Origin of the sequence: Hoylesella timonensis S9-PR14 (assembly GCF_000762405.1) — a bacterium.
Classification (GTDB): Bacteria; Bacteroidota; Bacteroidia; order Bacteroidales; family Bacteroidaceae; genus Prevotella; species Prevotella timonensis_A.
Genome location: NZ_JRPQ01000056.1, coordinates 1 through 3069 on the forward strand (window position 1 = coordinate 1; position 3069 = coordinate 3069).

General features: G+C 43.4%; 3 protein-coding genes. 1 reads left to right on the forward strand and 2 read right to left on the reverse strand.

Features of this window, described 5'->3' with window-relative positions:
- Positions 1-216 precede the first annotated feature (216 nt).
- A complete protein-coding gene (locus HMPREF9304_RS02580; protein ID WP_036926231.1) occupies positions 217-885 on the reverse strand; it encodes a YggS family pyridoxal phosphate-dependent enzyme in 669 nt (222 codons plus the stop codon).
- A gap of 67 nt (positions 886-952) precedes the next feature.
- Positions 953-1450, reverse strand: coding sequence for a DUF4494 domain-containing protein (locus HMPREF9304_RS02585; protein ID WP_036926232.1), 498 nt, complete (start codon positions 1448-1450; stop codon positions 953-955).
- Positions 1451-1639: 189 nt separating this feature from the next.
- On the opposite strand from HMPREF9304_RS02585, the gene HMPREF9304_RS02590 reads away from it, so the two are divergent.
- Positions 1640-2887, forward strand: a complete 1248-nt coding sequence (locus HMPREF9304_RS02590; protein WP_036926234.1) for an ABC transporter permease — start codon at positions 1640-1642, stop codon at positions 2885-2887.
- The last annotated feature ends 182 nt before the right edge of the window (positions 2888-3069 follow it).

A 3069-nucleotide genomic window follows, 5' to 3' on the forward strand; every position in this document is an offset into this window, starting at 1 on the left:
TTTTTGGTTCAAAATGTAAGTTCGTTCAGTCGTGTAGCTCGCTACACTCCTTCACTCTCTTGCATTTTGACCTCAAAAATAAGCTCAAAATCTAACAAAGCTAATTTATAGAACCAGCCTAAAACGAACAAATCCAACCAAACGTTTTGGTTGGATTTGTTCGTTAAAGGACCACTATGGGCTGCGCTCCATCAAAAGAAAAAGACGGATAGCACACTAAACTCGCTCTCCAAAGATAGCCGACCCCACTCTCACCATGGTTGACCCGCACTCCACAGCGATGCGGTAATCATGGCTCATCCCCCAACTGCGTTCCTTGAAATAAGGTGCATCGGCAAAATATTGTGACTTCACTTCATCGAAAAAACGGCTTGCCAAAGTCATCTCTTCCCGTATCTGCGCCTCGTCATCAACATTGGACGCCATCATCATCAAGCCACAGATGCGCACATGCTCCAAGCTCCGCCATTGTCCTTTTGCCAACCATTGGCGGCAATCGGACAACGAGAAGCCGTATTTAGTAGCTTCCTCCGCAATATGCAACTCAAGCAACACATCAATAACACGCTGATTACGCGCTGCCTGCTTTTCAATTTCAAGCAAGAGTTTCTCTGAGTCAACAGCCTCAATCATCGTGATATAAGGAGCTATCAACCGAACTTTGTTGGTTTGCAGATGTCCTATGAAATGCCACTGGATATCTTTGGGCAGCATTTCCACCTTTCTACTTAGCTCTTGTTCTCTGCTCTCACCAAACACACGTTGCCCACAAGCATAAGCCTCGACAATGCTCTCGGCAGGATGAAACTTGCTAATTGCCACCAACTTAACGTGAGCAGGCAACTGCTGTTGAATGTTTTGTAAATTTTGAACTACGTTGACCATGATATTGACTGTTGATGTAGGAAGAAATAAGGTGAGTGTTTGCTAAGTGAAGTGAAACGGCATTCCGTTATTTGGTAGCGTCTGCCGCATCCATTTCGGGTCGATCATCAGCTTGTGTTTTCATTTCATGTTCGAAAACATCCATGATTTTTGTCTCTGCAATATTCGCAACTGTGAAATCCAATACACTGGTAGAAAACACTTCCTCGATGTTCTTCAATGCACCAGCCACCGAATTAGCTTGCACCAAGTAATTAACGGCAGTGCGCTTTTCCTTGCCTTTTTCTTCATCGATGGTGATGAACATCAGCTTTGCCTTATACCATTTGTCATCATTCTCGCCGTCACTAAAAAAGATTTCTCCGTAGGTGGCAGGCGTAATATTCTTGATAACGAACTCGCCACTCGAAAAGGAAGACATCTCCTGTGTGATTGCTTTCTCTGCTTCACCAAACGTAAAGGCATCTATGACATACATTTCTCGCACTTTGGTAAAAAGTCCGTCCTCTCCTTGGCGTTCATATTGCACACTTGTCTCAAACCAATTGGCATTTCTTGTTCTCATGTTGTTCTTTTTTTTTAATAATTATGAATGCAAAAGTACAAAAAAATAATAGACCTGCAAGTTTTGCGCTATCAATATATTTGCTACCTTTGCAGGAAGACAGGACAGACTTCAGCAACCCGATGTCTACCCTCTCGGTGCAGAAACGAACAAAGAAACGAACGAACAACGTTGCGGAAATTACGAAATATGAACTTACCACTCTTTTTATCCAAACGTATTTACCAAGAACAAGGAGACAAACAAAAGGTGTCCAAACCTGCTATCCGCATCGCAACTATCGGTGTGGGCATCGGTTTGGCAGTCATGCTGATATCCGTGTGCGTTGTCTTTGGGTTCAAACATGCCGTGAGCAACAAGGTTATTGGGTTTGGAAGTCACATCCAAGTGGCAAACTTCATGACGCTGCAAACCTCTGAATCTTATCCCATTCAAATGGGCGACTCGATGATTCAGGTGCTGAAAAAATGTCCGGGGGTAGACCATGTACAGCGATTTGCAAACAAACAAGGGGTTCTCAAAACCGACTCAGACTTCTTAGGCGTTGTCTTCAAAGGCGTAGGACCCGATTTTGATTCCACCTTCATCAAGCACAATTTAATAGAAGGTCACATCCCAGCATTCTCAGACAAGAAGAGCAGCAACCAAATCCTGCTGTCAAAATCCATGGCACAAAAGCTGCAACTCAAATTAGGCAATCGTATTTTCGCCTATTTTATCGATGACCACGGCGTACGTGTCCGACGATTTAAGATTGCAGGTATCTATCAAACCAATCTTGCCCAATACGATGACGTGACTTGCTACATTGATTTATACACCGCCGTGAAGCTCAATGGGTGGGAAACAGATCAGGTCACAGGAGCAGAAATAACGGTTAAGGATTTCCAACAGGTGGACATGACGGCGAACTATCTTATTCAACACATCAATCGCTCCGTCGATCAATATGGCGAGACCTATTCCTCAAAAACCATTCGAGATATTAGTCCGCAAATCTTTTCATGGCTCGATTTGCTCGATCTCAATGTCTGGATTATATTAGCTCTCATGTTAGCAGTGGCTGCCATTACGATGATTTCAGGCTTGCTCATCATTATTCTTGAAAGAGTACAGATGATTGGGGTGCTCAAAGCCATGGGAGCGCGCAACAATATGATAAGGCGCACCTTCCTATGGTTTGCCGCTTTCATCATTGGACGAGGCATGATTTTAGGCAATCTCATCGGCTTAGGACTCGTTGCATTACAGCATTATACAGGTTTGGTGAAGCTTGACCCCGAAGTATATTATGTGAATACGGTTCCAGTAGAAATCAATGTTTGGATGATTCTGCTCCTCAACCTCGGCACTTTGGTCATCAGTCTGCTGGTGTTGATAGCACCCAGTCAGCTTATCTCACACATCCACCCCGCCAAATCAATGAGATACGAATAAAGGAATCGTATTTTATCAACTTCATGCACAGCGCATAAAACACAGCACATCACTCTTTTGAACGGCTGGTTCTATAAATTAGCTTTGTTAGATTTTGAGCTTATTTTTGAGGTCAAAATGCAAGAGAGTGAAGGAGTGTAGCGAGCTACACGACTGAACGAACTTACATTTTGAACCAAAAA